Origin of the sequence: Methylobacillus methanolivorans (assembly GCF_044751345.1) — a bacterium.
Lineage (GTDB): Bacteria > Pseudomonadota > Gammaproteobacteria > Burkholderiales > Methylophilaceae > Methylobacillus > Methylobacillus methanolivorans.
In genome coordinates this window covers 385359-400416 of sequence record NZ_JBIWXY010000002.1, presented here as the reverse complement: position 1 = coordinate 400416, position 15058 = coordinate 385359, and the positions used below count along the sequence as shown (strand labels likewise).

The 15058-nt window shown below is 52.2% G+C and carries 15 protein-coding genes; 2 read left to right on the top strand and 13 right to left on the bottom strand.

The window, feature by feature from the left end; translation table 11 throughout:
• Positions 1 to 57: 57 nt before the first annotated feature.
• The 8 genes from ACIKP9_RS11425 to ACIKP9_RS11390 all read right to left on the bottom strand — a co-directional run bounded on the left by ACIKP9_RS11425 (position 58) and on the right by ACIKP9_RS11390 (position 7834).
• Positions 58 to 1176, bottom strand: a complete 1119-nt coding sequence (locus ACIKP9_RS11425; RefSeq protein ID WP_400882881.1) for a deoxyguanosinetriphosphate triphosphohydrolase — start codon at positions 1174 to 1176, stop codon at positions 58 to 60.
• Positions 1173 to 2252 (bottom strand): 3-dehydroquinate synthase, encoded by a 1080-nt coding sequence (gene aroB / locus ACIKP9_RS11420; RefSeq protein WP_400882878.1) that lies wholly within the window; start codon positions 2250 to 2252, stop codon positions 1173 to 1175. Before aroB ends, ACIKP9_RS11425 begins: the two co-directional genes overlap by 4 nt.
• 3 nt (positions 2253 to 2255) lie before the next feature.
• Positions 2256 to 2768: a shikimate kinase AroK gene (aroK, locus tag ACIKP9_RS11415; protein WP_230348626.1), complete on the bottom strand. Its 513-nt coding sequence runs from the start codon at positions 2766 to 2768 to the stop codon at positions 2256 to 2258.
• Between the two features lie 63 nt (positions 2769 to 2831).
• Positions 2832 to 5006 carry a type IV pilus secretin PilQ gene (gene pilQ / locus ACIKP9_RS11410; protein WP_400883384.1) on the bottom strand — a complete coding sequence of 725 codons (2175 nt, stop codon included), beginning with the start codon at positions 5004 to 5006 and terminating at the stop codon, positions 2832 to 2834.
• 11 nt (positions 5007 to 5017) lie between these two features.
• Complete coding sequence (locus ACIKP9_RS11405) at positions 5018 to 5539, bottom strand: pilus assembly protein PilP (RefSeq protein ID WP_400882874.1); 522 nt, start codon at positions 5537 to 5539, stop codon at positions 5018 to 5020.
• 2 nt (positions 5540 to 5541) lie between these two features.
• Positions 5542 to 6177 (bottom strand): type IV pilus inner membrane component PilO, encoded by a 636-nt coding sequence (pilO, locus tag ACIKP9_RS11400; RefSeq protein WP_400882871.1) that lies wholly within the window; start codon positions 6175 to 6177, stop codon positions 5542 to 5544.
• The gene (locus ACIKP9_RS11395) at positions 6174 to 6764 is read right to left on the bottom strand and encodes a PilN domain-containing protein (RefSeq protein WP_400882868.1); all 591 of its coding nucleotides are present in this window, start codon (positions 6762 to 6764) and stop codon (positions 6174 to 6176) included. The genes pilO and ACIKP9_RS11395 overlap by 4 nt, the downstream gene beginning before the upstream one ends.
• Positions 6764 to 7834, bottom strand: a complete 1071-nt coding sequence (locus ACIKP9_RS11390) for a pilus assembly protein PilM (protein ID WP_400882865.1) — start codon at positions 7832 to 7834, stop codon at positions 6764 to 6766. Before ACIKP9_RS11390 ends, ACIKP9_RS11395 begins: the two co-directional genes overlap by 1 nt.
• 164 nt (positions 7835 to 7998) lie before the next feature.
• Here ACIKP9_RS11390 and ACIKP9_RS11385 point away from each other — a divergent pair, with 164 nt between their 5' ends.
• Positions 7999 to 10365 carry a penicillin-binding protein 1A gene (locus ACIKP9_RS11385; RefSeq protein WP_400882862.1) on the top strand — a complete coding sequence of 789 codons (2367 nt, stop codon included), beginning with the start codon at positions 7999 to 8001 and terminating at the stop codon, positions 10363 to 10365.
• 85 nt (positions 10366 to 10450) lie between these two features.
• Positions 10451 to 11089, top strand: a complete 639-nt coding sequence (locus ACIKP9_RS11380) for a hypothetical protein (RefSeq protein ID WP_400882859.1) — start codon at positions 10451 to 10453, stop codon at positions 11087 to 11089.
• 20 nt (positions 11090 to 11109) lie between these two features.
• Here ACIKP9_RS11380 and hemB read toward each other — a convergent pair whose 3' ends face one another.
• The 5 genes from hemB to ACIKP9_RS11355 are packed head-to-tail and all read right to left on the bottom strand — an operon-like array spanning position 11110 to position 15008.
• Positions 11110 to 12117 (bottom strand): porphobilinogen synthase, encoded by a 1008-nt coding sequence (gene hemB, locus ACIKP9_RS11375; RefSeq protein ID WP_400882856.1) that lies wholly within the window; start codon positions 12115 to 12117, stop codon positions 11110 to 11112.
• 9 nt (positions 12118 to 12126) lie between these two features.
• Positions 12127 to 12915, bottom strand: a complete 789-nt coding sequence (gene trpC, locus ACIKP9_RS11370) for an indole-3-glycerol phosphate synthase TrpC (RefSeq protein ID WP_400882854.1) — start codon at positions 12913 to 12915, stop codon at positions 12127 to 12129.
• A gap of 52 nt (positions 12916 to 12967) precedes the next feature.
• Entirely contained in the window at positions 12968 to 13420 is a 453-nt protein-coding gene (locus ACIKP9_RS11365) for a DUF3465 domain-containing protein (RefSeq protein ID WP_400882851.1), read from the bottom strand.
• Positions 13417 to 14442: an anthranilate phosphoribosyltransferase gene (gene trpD, locus ACIKP9_RS11360; RefSeq protein WP_400882849.1), complete on the bottom strand. Its 1026-nt coding sequence runs from the start codon at positions 14440 to 14442 to the stop codon at positions 13417 to 13419. Before trpD ends, ACIKP9_RS11365 begins: the two co-directional genes overlap by 4 nt.
• Positions 14442 to 15008 carry an anthranilate synthase component II gene (locus ACIKP9_RS11355; protein ID WP_400882845.1) on the bottom strand — a complete coding sequence of 189 codons (567 nt, stop codon included), beginning with the start codon at positions 15006 to 15008 and terminating at the stop codon, positions 14442 to 14444. The genes trpD and ACIKP9_RS11355 overlap by 1 nt, the downstream gene beginning before the upstream one ends.
• Between the last annotated feature and the right edge of the window lie 50 nt (positions 15009 to 15058).

Genomic DNA, 15058 nt, shown 5'->3' with positions numbered 1-15058 from the left:
ACTGCCGAAAAATAAATTATTTCTGGTTTAAATACTTAGCAATCAATGCTAAAGCAATTATTCAGCTATGGAGAAGAGGCGCTGATGCTCGCGGATAGCGTAACGGTCTGTCATGCCGGCAATATAGTCGGCGATCACACGTGGTTGCATATCCGGGTTGGAGGGTCGGTAATCGTCAGGCAGCAAGCCTGGATCATTGATGAACGCATTAAATAGCTCAGCGATGATGCGTTTGGCCTTGGAGGTCATTCGATTAACACGATAGTGCCGATAAAGATTGGTACGCAGGAAGCGCTTAAGCTCAAGTTGCTGCTCATCAATCGCCGGGCTAAAGCTGATCAATGGGGGCAGTGTACGCACGTCTTCGATGGTTTTGGGCGCATGCGCAGCAATGTTCTTGCGACTTTGCTCACACAAATCCGTGACCAATATATGAATCATGCGCCTGACGGTTTCGTGAATCAGTCTACGCCCCGTCAATGCCGGATATTGCCCTTGCACCAAGGAGAATTGCTCAGCAAATAAACGCACCTCAGCTAATTGCTCCATGGTAATGAGGCCTGAACGCAGGCCATCATCAACATCATGATTATTGTAGGCGATTTCGTCTGCCAAGTTGGCCACTTGTGCCTCTAGCGATGGCTGTTGCTTGTTGAGGAAGCGTTCGCCGACATCGCCCAGCAAACGGGCATTGGGTAAGGAACAATGCTTAAGAATACCTTCACGCACTTCAAAGGTGAGGTTGAGGCCATCGAATTCGGCATAGCGTAATTCCAAGTGGTCAACGACACGCAAGGATTGGAGATTGTGCTCAAAGCCGCCGAATTCGCGCATGCATTCATTGAGTTGGTCTTGGCCAGCATGGCCAAACGGCGTGTGACCGAGGTCATGCGCCAGGGCAATGGCCTCAATCAGGTCTTCATGCAGGTGTAGATTACGCGCAATGGCACGTCCTATCTGCGCCACTTCCAAGCTATGCGTCAACCGGGTGCGAAACAGGTCGCCTTCATGGTTGATGAACACCTGGGTTTTGTATTCAAGGCGGCGGAAAGCACCAGAATGGATAATGCGGTCACGATCCCGCTGGAAATGGTTGCGTGTAGCAGGAGCAGGCTCGTCATGCACCCGCCCTTTGGTCAGGGCAGGGTTGGAAGCATACGGTGCCAGCTCGGTCATGCAGGAATAGCCAGGGTTGATTGCAAGAGAGTGGCATCATAATCGCTGGTCACCAGCGATTTACCAATGCCCTGTTGCAACACCAGGCGAATCTGGCCATCAACCACTTTTTTATCCAGCCCCATGAGATCTAGGTAACGATCCACACCCAGTGCTGGTGCATCAATGGGCAGCTTGGCTTCGATAAATATCGCCTTAATACGCTCAACTTCCGCATCGTTCAACCAACCCAAGCGATAAGAAAGATCGGCTGCGAGGATGGTGCCCGCAGCGACAGCTTCGCCATGCAGCCATACGCCGTAGCCCATGGCATTTTCGATCGCATGCCCAAAGGTATGGCCTAGATTGAGCAATGCTCGCTCGCCAGATTCGCGCTCATCCGCAGCAACCACTTCTGCCTTATTCTCACATGAGCGGTAAATGGCATAGCTCATGGCTTCGGTATCCAGCGCGAGTAGCTTTTGCATATTCACTTCTTGCCATGCAAAAAATGGCTCGTCACGAATCAAGCCATACTTGATCACTTCTGCCAAGCCAGCCGAGAGCTCACGCGCTGGCAATGTAGACAGCGTATCAATATCAGCCAGCACGACTTGCGGCTGGTAGAACGCGCCTATCATGTTCTTGCCCAACGGGTGGTTGATACCTGTCTTGCCGCCCACAGAGGAATCTACCTGAGACAATAAAGTCGTCGGGACCTGAATAAACGGTACGCCACGTAGATATGTCGCCGCGGCATAGCCAGCCAAATCACCAATAACGCCGCCACCGAGCGCAATGATCGTGGTACTACGTTCACAGCGGTTCTCGAGCAAGGCATCATAGATCAAGTTAAGTGTGGCGGCATTTTTATAGGCTTCGCCATCTGGCAGTACGATGGGAATCACCTTGACGCCCGCATCACGCAAAGGCTGAGCCAGCTTTTCGAGATAAAGTGGGGCCACGGTCGTATTGGTCACAATCGCCACTTGCTTACGCTTCAAATGTGGCAGGATCAACTCAGGCTGCGTCAGCAGGCCACGGCCAATATGGATAGGATAAGAGCGCTCGCCCAAGTCTACGTGTAATGTTTGCATGGCTTATAAAGATAAAAGTTTCTGTTCGATCTGGTGCACGATAGCATTCACCGGCTGACCACCGGTATCTACAATAATGGAGGCAACTTCCCGGTACAAGGGATCACGCTGAGCAAACAACTGCTCAAGCTTCCTGCGGGGGTTATCGCCTTGCAGCAATGGGCGGTTCTTGTCATTGCGTGTACGTTGCCAAAGCTCATGGACATTCGCACGCAAATAAATCACGGTACCATGCTCCATCAGTTGCTTGCGGTTCTCAGGCAACAACACCGCACCACCACCTGTCGCCAGCACAATATCCTGCATCTGGCTCAGTTCTTCAATCACCGCTGCCTCACGCTTGCGAAAGCCGTCTTCTTTTTCCAGCTCGAAAATGACAGGAATACTGACGCCAGTACGCCGCTCGATCTCATGATCGCTATCGTAAAAGGTTTTGTTCAGGTGCTTGGCGATAATGCGGCCTATGGTGGTTTTGCCCGCCCCCATTAAACCTACAAAGAAAATATTTGCTGCCATAAAAAATGCCCGCCATACGCAAGCGAGCATTTTAAGTGAATCTGGCTTAACTGTCAGATATGGCTAACGCAAAGACAAGCTTTCATCCATGACTTTGGGCGTAATAAAGATCAAGAGCTCGGTCTTATCGCTTTGCTTCACGCGTCTCTTGAAGACATTGCCAATAAAAGGCAGGTCTCCAAAGAATGGCACCTTGTCTACATCGTTACGCTCAGTCTGTTCATAAATACCGCCTAGTACCGCTGTTTCACCGTTGGACACCAACACCTGTGTTTGTACGCGCTGAGTGTCGATGGATGGCACATTATTAAAGACTGTACCCACCTTATCTTTCTTAACTTCCAGATCCATGATGATTTTGTCATCAGGCGTAATCTGCGGCGTGACTTCCAGGCTTAACGAGGCATTCTTGAATTGCACCGCAGTGGCGCCGCTGCTGGTCGCTTGCTGGAAAGGGATTTGCGTTCCTTGCTCAATGATGGCTTTTTGCTGGTTGGCCGTCGTAACACGCGGGCTAGACACAATCTTGCCACGCTGGTCAGTTTCCAGCGCAGAGAGTTCTAGATTCAGCAAGAAGCCTGCTGGCAGTCTAAACAAGCTGAAAGCAAAATTACCGAAGGCATTAGCAACGGGCAGATTTACGTTCAGATCCTGTGCACCATCGGCGCTCACACCCACGCCAACAGTGCCGGGGATGGAGGTCGTCGCCAGAGTGGAGGAACCAACGCGATTAGCAATAGTTTCAGTGATGACGCCAGTGGTTGGATCGACTGTCCGCTGCGTAATGGTGTTACCCAAAGTTCCACTCGAACCATAACGAGTATCACCACTCGCCTGCTGCTTTTGTACACCAAAACGTGCGCCCAAGCTGCGACCAAACTTCTCATCTGCAATCACGAGCCGTGACTCAATCATCACTTGTTTCACAGGAATATCTATCTTATTGATGATGGTCTGGATTTCTTCCAGATGCTTGGGGGTATCCTGCACGAAAACAGTGTTGGTACGCGCATCGACCACTGCACTACCACGCTTAGAAAGAATTTTCTGCTTGCTATCGCTGATGATGTTCTTGAAGTTCTCTGCCTTCTGGTAACGTAAGGTAAATACCTCGGTACGCATGGGCTCGAGCTCCTCAATTTGCTGACTGGCTTCCAGCAAGAGTTTTTCTTTGGCAGCCACCTCATCTGATGGTGCTACCCAGATCACATTACCCGTCTTGCGCTGGGTCAAGCCCTTACTCGACATAATAATGTCTAGCGCTTGATCCCAAGGAACATCCTTAAGGCGCAGGGTCAGGTTGCCTGTCACGGTATCGCTGGTCACAATATTCAGGCCAGTGAAATCTGCGATGACCTGTAAAACCGAGCGCACATCAATATTCTGGAAATTAAGTGAGAGCTTCTCGCCGGCGTAGCCGGGCTTGGAGCCTTGCACCAGCTTATTCGGGTCTTCAACCACAGGGCGAATATCAATAATGAAGCGCTTGTCCGCCTGGTAGGCTGACTGCTCCCACAAGCCCTTGGGTTCAATGATCAAGCGGGAATTGTTACCCTGCTTGATCGCATCCACGTACAACACCGGCGTATTGAAATTGATGACATTGAGGCGACGTTGCAGATTCTGCGGTAATTCGGTGTTGTGAAAATCCACCACGACGGTTTTACCCTGCTGGCGAATATCAATGCCGGCGGAAGCGTCAGAGAGATCAACCACAATGCGGCCTTCACCATTCTTGCCACGCATGAAGTCGATATTATTCAGGGTGTGGAATTTCTCACCTGCTTTAGCCTCGGCGAAGCGAGACACGACATTGGTATTGGCAGTCCCTGCCTCGTTTGCCTGCAAAATAATTGTCGTTTCACGACCTTGTGTCGTCGTGTTGTAGGCCACCATTTTGCCAAGATTCAGTACCATACGAGTACGATCTCGTGCTTGTGCGAGGTGCACTCCTTTAAGTACTCCTTGACTGGCTTGCACACTATTCTTGCCCAAACCATTTCCCACCGCAGGAAAGTCCAGCGCAATACGCGAGGGATTATTCAAGGTAAAACCCGCCGGAGGGTTTGCCAATGGCGATGTTGTTTGCACCTGTATGGCAATGCGCCCACCTGACATTGCCACGAAGTCAATCTTCTCAATTTTGTTGGCAAACTCGGCTTGCTGCTCATCGGCAGCCTGTGCCATCGGCATCAGCAGCATGAATGCCAGGCCAGTGGCCCACTTTATAATATTCATCATGTTCACCCTCAATCCTGCAACTCAATACTGGAGATACGCTCTATCCAGTCACCGCTTAACTCATCTTGTATGATTTCCTTGAGCCTTAAACCGCCCTCGGTAATCTCGGTCACCATGCCAAAATTCTGCCCCATATAGCCCCCCACCTTGATTTGCTGCACTAGGTTATCCGGCGTCAGGATCAGGGCATACTTCAACTTCTCCTTCGACAAGGAGCCAACAAACTTTAGACTTTCCAACGGAAAAGCTTCCAAAGGTTCACGTGGTCGATCCATATTAGGCTGCATGCTGCTGCGAGAGCTGACGATCTTGCGCGCCTTGAATGGATCATTAAGGATGCCATCCGCATTATAGGTTGCAGCAGTATAAGGCTTGACCTCAGGCAAGGGATCAATACGTGCGTGCATGTCATTACCAGCGTCACGAATGAAATGATCAAGATCATCACCCTGACCATCGCCACATGCACTCAACAATACGCAAAAGGCCAGCATGGCAGCACGCTTGTATTCCTCATGCCAAGTACTCATGCTCATTTGCGTGCCTCTTTCTTTTCTGCCTGCTTCTTGCTGGCAATTTCATTGGCATCAAGATAGCGGTAAGTACGAGCTACCGCCTCAATCACCAAGCGCCCATCCTTGCTATCCTTGCCTGCCGTATTGATGACGATGTCGTTCAAGGTCACGATTCGAGGCAGCCTGGCAATATCCCCTGCAAACTCGCCAAGGTCATGATAGGCCCCTGTCACCTTGATCGAGATAGGCATTTCAGCGTAAAAATCGGCGATTACTTCCTGCCCAGGCTTGAATAACTCGAACTCAAGACCACGCTCAAGCCCAGCCTGGTTGATATCGGTCAACAAGCCATCCATCTGTGAGCGATCCGGCAGTTGCTTGACTAATGCGCCAAACGTACGCTCGATATCCACCATCTGCTGTTTATAAGCTTCAAGGTTGATCGCTTGGCGTTTCTTGGCGAGAAAAGTGTCACGCAACTCGTTTTCCTTGGCACGCGCCTGCTCCAACTCCTCCATCGCAGGGCTCCAGAAAAACCAGTAGCCAGCAATGATAATGATCACGAGCAACATACCCAGAAGTACGCCTTTGACAGGCCACGGCAAGCTACCGGCATTTTTCAAGTCAATATTGTTGAAATCCTGCAGGTTCACAGCGCACCGCCTTTCTGCGCCCCTGGTAATTCATCATCTGGCGATGGAGGGGCTTTCAACTGCACATTCACAGTGAAGTTGTTCTGCCTGAGCCCATTGACTGTCGCAGACTTGATTTCTACGAGATTTGGTGACTGTAGCCACTCTGAACCAGAAAGATTGCGCACCAGTGTAGCCACGCGCGCATTGGTATCAGCAACACCTTCCAATGTCACCAAATGGCCTTGCTGCTTCAGTGCTTTCAGGTACATGCCTTCTGGCAGCTGTCGGCTGATTTCATCCAGCATCATCACGGACTGGCTACGATTAACCTGCAAGTTTTCGACGATCTGCTTACGATCCAATACATTGCGTATCTGTGTCTTAAGCTCCTTGATTTCAGCAATTTGCTTATCAAGATTGGCACTGGCAGCCTCAAGCCGCGTATTGCGGTTTACCTGCTCATCCAACTTGCTGCTAAGAATCGTGCTACCTAGGAATACAATTGCCACTCCAGCGGCACCGGCAAATGCCAGCATGAGATTAAACTCGCGTTGGCGCTCAGCACGGCGAATCTGACGGTGGGGGAGGAGGTTAATTCTGACCATTAGTCAAACCTCCGCAAGGCCAAGCCGCAGGCAATCATCAGCGCAGGCGCATCTGCAATGACCTGCTGCTGCTTGAGGCGAGGATTGATCGACATATGATTAAAGGGATTGGCAATGAGTGTGTTAGCCTGGGTTTTTTCCTGCACTAGCACTGCCAGACCTGCTATCGCGGCACAGCCACCTGCAAGCAGAATATGATCGACTTTGTTGTATTGGGTTGAGTTAGTGAAGAATTGCAGGCTACGCATGACCTCTTGTGACAGTGATTGCAGGAAAGGCTGCAATACCTCGCTCTCATAACTTTCCGGCAAGCCACCATTACGCTTGGCAATTTCTGCCTCTTCCGCAGAGACACCAAAGCGGCGCTGGATTTCCAGCGTAAGCTGGTTACCACCAAAAGCCTGTTCGCGGCTATGCACAAGTTGCCCATCATGGAAAACATGCACGTGCGTCATGGTACTGCCTACGTCCACCACCATCACAGTCTGCCCTTTACCGGACTTTGGCAATTCAGTCACGGCTAGCGAATAGGCTGCCTCGGTAGCATAAGACTCCACATCCACAATCAGCACCTTGAGTCCTGCACCTTCTGCCGCTGCTACCCTATCCTCGATTTTTTCCTTGCGGGAAGCAGCAATCAGCACTTCGACCTCTTCGGCCCCACTGGGAGCTGGGCCAAGCACCTGGAAATCGATATTGACTTCATCAAGCGGGAACGGGATATATTGGTTAGCTTCGGCCTCGACCTGGAATTCCATGTCTTCTTCGCGCATGCCACCCTGCATGATGACTTTTTTTGTAATGACAGCCGTCGCCGGCAAAGCCAGCGCCACGCGCTTTTCACGCGATGCCAGCAATTTCCATGCGCGCTTGACCGCATCGGCAACCAGATCAAGCCCGACAATATTGCCATCTACGACCGCTTCTTTAGTCATTGAGGCAATCGCGTAGCCCTGCAGGTGATAAGCTCCCTTGCTCCCCTGTGCCAGCTCGACCATCTTGACTGCACTGGAACTAATATCCACGCCTATCAGAGGTGGTGTTCGCTCTGAGAAAAAGTCGAATTTCAAAAGAAATTCCCTTCCAGTACGGTTAGTTATAATCTTACTTCTAATAATTTACTTTAGATGCTAGCAACAAGCACCTGGGAAGTCAAAACAGATTATTTGATTTTAAAAACGCGGTAATGACACTTATAATAACGGCGTCTGTGACCAATACTGAACCCTAATCAATGCTCCCGAAAAAATGGTGGCAGTTCCTGCTCCTCACCGGCGTCATCCTCGGTTTGGTGACAACTGCACTGGTGGCACTCGCTGCCACATTGATCTACCCCGAACTCCCCTCCCTGGAAGCCCTGACGGATTACAAGCCCAAGGTGCCGATGCGCGTCTATTCCGAGGATGGGCACCTGATAGGCGAATTTGGCGAGGAACGCCGAGCCTTCATCGGCATCAATGAAACGCCCAAGACACTGAAGCAAGCCATCCTGGCAGCAGAAGACGAGCGCTTCTACCAGCATGGTGGCATTGACACCCTTGGTATCCTGCGCGCCGCAGTATCCAATGTCACGTCTGGTAGCTTCAAGGAAGGTGCCAGCACCATCACCATGCAGGTGGCACGCAATTTCTTCCTCTCCAGCGAAAAGACTGCTACGCGAAAACTCAGCGAGGCGCTGCTTTCTATCAAGATCGAGCACAACCTGACCAAGGACCAGATTCTCGAGCTTTACATCAACCAAATTTACCTCGGCCATCGCTCCTATGGCTTTGCCGCTGCATCCCAGGTGTATTACGGCAAGCCGCTTGATCAACTCAGCATTGCGGAGGTTGCCATGCTGGCTGGCCTACCCAAGGCACCCTCCCGTTACAACCCGTTTGCCAACCCCAAACGGGCAGAAGCGCGCCAGCACTATGTGCTGCGTCGCATGAAAGATTTGCACTTCATTGATCAGAAGCAGTACGAAGCCGCATTGAAGGAACCGCATCGCTTCCGTCAATCGCGCAAGATGCGCGACTTGTCTGCCGATTATGTAGCAGAGATCGTACGCCAGGCGATGTATGAGCGTTACAAAGACGACATCTATAGTAGCGGTCTCAAAATCTACACCACGATTCGCAAAGATACGCAGGAAGCCGCCAACCGCGCTATCCTGCAAGGCATTATTGATTATGACCGCCGCCACGGCTATCGCGGCCCAGAGAAGACCGTCTCTCCTGGCAACAACGAACAGGGTAGCGGCAATTGGCTAGACAATGCCTTGGATAACCTGGAAACCTTCCAGGGCATGATCCCTGCCGTCGTGACTAAAGTCACGCCCAAGGCTGTCAGCGCCTACTCCAAGGATGGCAACAACATCGAGATCAGCGGAGATGGCCTGGCATTCGTACAAAAGCAATTAGCCGAGAAGGATGCTACCAAGCGTACGATCAAGCCTGGTGCAGTGATCCGCATCATGCGCCAAGGAGACAAATGGCATATTGTGCAATTGCCACAGGCAGAAGCCGCACTCGTGGCGATGGATCCGGAAACAGGTGCCGTCAAGGCATTGGTAGGTGGTTTTGACTTCAATCGCAACAAGTTCAACCATGTAACACAGGCATGGCGCCAGCCCGGCTCCAGCTTCAAGCCTTTTATTTACTCGGCTTCGCTGGAAAAAGGCTTTACCCCGGCCAGCATGATAGAAGACGAACCTATCTCAGTCTCCGCACGCGAAACCGGCAGTGGCTCAGCCTGGGAACCCAAGAACTATGACCGCAAGTATGAAGGCCCGATGCGCATGCGCACCGCGTTGACCAAGTCCAAGAATATGGTTTCCATCCGCATCCTTGAAGGCATAGGCGTCAATTATGCGCAGGACTACATCACCCGCTTTGGCTTTTCACCCAAGGACCATCCACCCTACTTGGCGATGGCGCTGGGTGCTGGCTCGGTCACCGCATGGCAGATGGCTGGCGCTTACTCGGTCTTTGCCAATGGCGGCTATCGCGTCAAGCCCTACATCATCGACAAAGTGGTCGACAGCCGCGGCAAACTACTGGAGCAATCCAAGCCCTTATTGGCTGGCAAAGGTGCAGCACGCGTGATTGATGGTCGCAATGCCTTCATCATGAATTCCATGCTGCAAGATGTGGTGCGCCTAGGCACTGCTACACGCGCACGCAGCCTGGGCCGCTCAGACTTGGCAGGCAAGACTGGCACGACCAATAACCAGATTGATGCCTGGTTTGCCGGCTACAGCCCCAAGCATGTGGCCATTGCCTGGATGGGCTATGACAAGCCCAAATCGCTGGGCAGCCTGGAAACCGGTGGCAAAGCAGCATTGCCGATCTGGATCGACTATATGAGTTCGGCACTGAAAAATGTGCCTGAAGTGACTCCCGAAGTGCCTGCTGGCGTCAGTGCGATCCGCATTGATCCAGCCACGGGTATGCGTGCCAAAGGCGATAGCGATGGCATGATGGAATATTTCTATCATGAGTTCCCACCGCCGGAGCCTGAAGAATCCATCTTCTCGATTATTCCTGGCTTCCCTGGTCATGGCCCAACGCCCACGGAGAAGCAGGACAATACGCCGCCAAGGCCAGACCAACTGTTTTAAGCAGTATTGCACTCATGCAAGTGCTGGCAAACTTCGATATTGCGTGCACTTGCATGAATCACTTGTGTAGAAGGGCGTTTGCACCATGGCAAAAGATAGCGGCAATCGCCAATCCCAGTTGCGCCAGCTGATTGCACAGCTAGCTGCACGTATGATGGCAGAAGAAGGCATTGCGGATTATGCACATGCCAAGCGCAAAGCCGGACGTCAGCTCGGCATCACCGATTCACAATGCATGCCGACTAATAGCGAGATTGAAGAAGAAATTCGTCTCTATCACGATATCTACAATAGTGATGATCAGCCAGAAGCGCTATTACAGCTACGCAAGGATGCTTTATTGGTGATGCAGTTGCTGGAGCGATTCAACCCGCATCTGACTGGTGCAGTACTAGATGGCACAGCGGGGAAATATGCAGAAACCCACATTCACCTGTTTGCCGATAGCTTGAAGGAAGTGGAGATTTTTCTGCTGAATCAGCAGATTCCGTATATCACGGATGAGAAATCCTATCGTATCAGTGAGCGGCGCAGCATGGACCGCAAGAAAGTACCACTGTTCACGCTGGAAGGCCCGCATGGCCTGATCAAGCTCAGTGTCTTTGAGGTTGACGACATGCGCATGGCAACAAAAAGCCCGGTCAATGGCAACAATGCCAGCCGGGCCAATATAGAAGCACTTACCAAGCTAATCGCACAAAGCGAACAGACGCAGGAGCCCTAAGACACCTTATCGAGAGAGCATCACCCTTCCCTTAGCCAGCGTGCAATATCCATGGCGTAATAGGTCAAGATACCATCGGCACCTGCGCGCTTGAATCCCAGCATCGCTTCAAGCACCACCGCCCGCTCATCCAACCAGCCATTTTGCACCGCAGCCTTGAGCATTGCATATTCACCACTCACGTGATAGGCATAGGTCGGCACGCCAAACTCCTGTTTCACGCGACGCACGATATCAAGATAAGGCATGCCTGGCTTTACCATGACCATATCAGCACCTTCTTCCAAATCCAAAGCTACTTCCCGCAAAGCTTCGTCCGAATTGCCTGGATCCATCTGGTAATTGTATTTGTTACCCTTGCCCAGGTTGGCAGACGAGCCTACCGCATCGCGGAATGGCCCGTAAAATGCAGAGGCATACTTAGCCGAATACGCCAGGATACGGGTATGAATATGCCCGGCCTCCTCCAGCGCATCGCGAACCGCGCCGATGCGGCCATCCATCATGTCCGAGGGTGCCACCACATCGGCACCTGCCTCAGCATGACACAGCGCCTGTTTTACCAAGATGGCCACAGTTTCATCATTGAGTACATAGCCGGTGTCATCAATCACGCCATCTTGCCCATGGGTAGTGTAAGGATCGAGTGCGACATCAGTGATGATGCCCAGCTGAGGATAAGCTGCCTTCAGCGCTCGTACGGTACGCGGCACCAAACCATCAGGATTCCACGCCTCATCCGCAGTCAGGCTTTTGTACTGCTGCTCAATGACAGGGAACAGGGCCAATGCCGGGATGCCCAGAGCCACGCACTCCCCTGCTGCTCGCAGCAGGTGATCCAGGCTTTGGCGCTGCACGCCCGGCATGGAAGCAACTGGCTCTATACGATTGTCGCCTTCGAGCACAAACACGGGATAAATCAGGTCATTTGTTGTGAGCACATGCTCGCGCATCAGACGGCGCGAGAAATCATCACGCCGCATGCGGCGTGGACGAATGGCGAGAAATTGACGTGATGATTCAGTCATACAAATTCCTTATGCAAATACCTGGGCCAGCGCCACACCCGGATCAGGCTGGCGCATAAAGGCCTCACCGACAAGGAAAGTGTGCACCGCATGTTCGCGCATCAAGGCCACATCCTGTGACGTGAAGATACCCGACTCGGTGACGATGATTTTTTCAGCTGGAATACGCGCCAACAGCGACAATGTAGTCTCCAGCGTCACATCGAAAGTACGCAGGTTACGATTATTAATACCGAGCAAAGGCGTCTCCAGCTGCAATGCCTGCTCCAACTCCTCGGCATTATGCACTTCCACCAGCACACTCATGCCAAGCTGGTGAGCGATAGCTTCCAGTGCACGCATCTGCGCCAGATCAAGCGCAGCGGCAATCAGCAGGATGCAATCAGCACCCATGGCACGCGCCTCATACACTTGGTAAGGGTCTATCATGAAGTCCTTGCGCAATACGGGAATATCACAGGCCGCACGCGCCGCCTGGAGATATTTCGCACTCCCTTGGAAGAACTGCTCATCAGTCAATACGGAAAGACAGGCAGCACCATGACTAGCGTAACTGGCGGCAATCTCAGCTGGACGAAAATCTTCGCGGATCACGCCTTTTGATGGACTGGCCTTCTTGATTTCCGCGATCACCGCTGCCTGGCCAGCAGCAATCTTGGCCTGGATAGCACCAATAAAAGAGCGAGGAGCTGGCTGGGCCAAGGCGGCCGCCTCAACCTCGGCCAATGGCTTTTGCTGTTGTGCGGCGTGGATTTCCGCACGCTTCACTTCAAGTATCTTATTGAGTATGTCTGACATTGCCTTGCAATCACTTTCGTTAATCGTAACCATCTTTACACCGACTATTTGATTACTGGTACAACCGTCCCTGGTAGCGCAACCATCCATCGGCATGGCGTCCGCGCGGGTCATGGTGGGTCCAGTGTATGACACCACCCTTGGCATTCCATTCGTATACACCATTGAAATTGACCACTTCACCTGTCTGCAAGCCGTCCAGCCGCGGCGCAAGATCGATATTATGCGCCACCAGCACTGTCATGCCGTTTTCCAGCCCCAGGATAAAGCGTTGATGGCGCGAACCATCGTTATCATCAGGCAACACTTTGCGTACGACGCCACTGGATTGCACCGCCACGCCATGCTCACGCTGGCTAAATGCTTGAGCGATACGCTGGTTGGCTGCGACAGGCGTAGATGTCGACGATACATCAGCAACAGGCGAGACAACTTGCGCTGGCTGGCTAAAATGGAAAAATGTGTAGCCGACAGCAATCGCAGCGACCAGCAACAAACGCATCATACGGCTTGGCTCAATGCCTTGAGTTGTTGCAGTTTATGCATTGCCGCACCGGAATCCAGCGAATGTGCTGCCTGTGCAATGCCAGCTGACAAATCAGCCGCCAGACCGGAAACATAGATCGCGGCACCTGCATTCAATAATACGATATCCCGTGCCGGGCCAGACTGGCCTGCGAAAACACCCAGAATAATCTCGCTGGACTCTTGGGCATTTTCCACATGAATGCTGTTGATGTCATGCAAAGCCATGCCAAACTGGGCAGGGTTAAGCGTGTATTCATGTACTTCGCCATGCTTGAGCTCAGCGACATAGGTATCAGCGGAAAAAGAGATTTCATCCATTTCATCTGCGCTATGCACCACCATCACATGCTCGCTGCCCAACTGCTTCAGCGTATGTGCCAACAGGCTCACCAGGTCACGATGAAACACACCCATCACTTGGCGCTTGGCACCGGCAGGGTTAGTCATCGGCCCCAGCAGATTGAACATGGTACGCACACCAAGCTCACGCCGCACCGGCGCTGCATACTTCATCGCGGCATGGTGATTGGGTGCAAACATGAAACCGATACCAGCCTCATTGACACAACGTGCCACTTGCTCGGAGGTGAGACTAATATTGACGCCCAACGCTTCCAGCACGTCAGCAGAACCACTCTTGGAGGAAGCAGCTCGCCCGCCATGTTTGGCGATACGTGCGCCTGCGCCAGCTGCAACAAAGGCCGACGCCGTCGAGACATTGAACGCCTTGTTGGGCGCACCTCCAGTACCACAGGTATCAATCAGGTGGCTGTCATCTGCCACCTGCACCTTGCTGGAAAGCTCGCGCATCACCTGCGCGGCGGCTGCAATCTCCGTCACAGTCTCACCCTTGACGCGCAAACCGGCAAGGAACCCGGCAATCTGTATCGTGGTGAAAGTGCCGCTCATGATCTGCTGCATGACATCCAGCATTTCATCGTGGGTAAAATCGGTATGGTCAATCAGCCTTTGCAAGGCGATCTTGGGGGTGATGCTCATCAATACGCTTTCAGGAAATTATTCAGCAGCTCATGTCCGTACTGGGTGAGGATAGACTCGGGATGGAATTGCACTCCCTCGATCGGGAGTGTCTTGTGGCGCACTCCCATGATTTCGCCGTCTTCTGTCCACGCGGTAATTTCCAGGCAATCAGGTATAGATTCGCGCTCAATGACCAGCGAATGGTAACGCGTTGCGGTATAGGGGTTAGGCAGGCCCTTGAATACGCCAATATCAGCGTGGTGGATGTCAGAAGTCTTGCCATGCATGAGCTGCTTGGCATGCACGATCTTACCGCCGAAGGCTTGGCCTATGCTTTGATGCCCAAGGCAAACACCCAGAATGGGAATCTTGCCAGCGAACTCATGAATCAATGGCACCGATATTCCCGCCTCGTTTGGCGTACAGGGGCCAGGAGAAATCACGATATGTCTGGGGTTAAGCGCAGCCACCCCGGCGAGATCAATTTCATCGTTGCGATACACCTGGACATCCTGGCCAAGCTCACCAAGATATTGCACAAGGTTGTAGGTAAACGAATCATAGTTATCCAGCATTAACAGCATAATCTGCGTCCTTCTTCATTCCGCTTTGGAGCAAGCCCGCTATTTTGGGC